Genomic DNA, 280 nt, shown 5'->3' with positions numbered 1-280 from the left:
CAACGATAATCAGGGTAATCATAAAATGTTCTCCTGGGGTACACTGATCGCGATATGGGTTCCTTCTCCGAGTGTGGAATGAATGGAGAGCATCCCGCCTAGTTCCTGGACACGCTCTTGCATCAGGCCCAATCCGAGTCCGTGCTCTGCGCTCTCTTCTGCCTGTTCGAAACCTTTCCCATTATCGGTGATGACGAATTCAATGTGGTCTGGTGAGGAACGGAGCTCCAGTGTAATGCTGGTCGCATCGGCATGGCGAACCGCGTTCGTGAGTGCCTCC

The 280-nt window shown here is 53.2% G+C and carries 1 protein-coding gene; it reads right to left on the bottom strand.

The features are described 5' to 3' along the window. Positions 1–18: 18 nt before the first annotated feature. On the bottom strand, positions 19–280 hold a 262-nt coding region (locus tag L5876_RS14670; protein ID WP_236957103.1), incomplete at its 5' end, for an ATP-binding protein.

Origin of the sequence: Hyphobacterium sp. SN044 (genome assembly GCF_021864465.1) — a bacterium.
Classification (GTDB): Bacteria; Pseudomonadota; Alphaproteobacteria; order Caulobacterales; family Maricaulaceae; genus Hyphobacterium.
The sequence above is the reverse complement of the archived record's forward strand: the minus strand, read 5'-3'. Positions and strand labels throughout refer to the sequence as shown.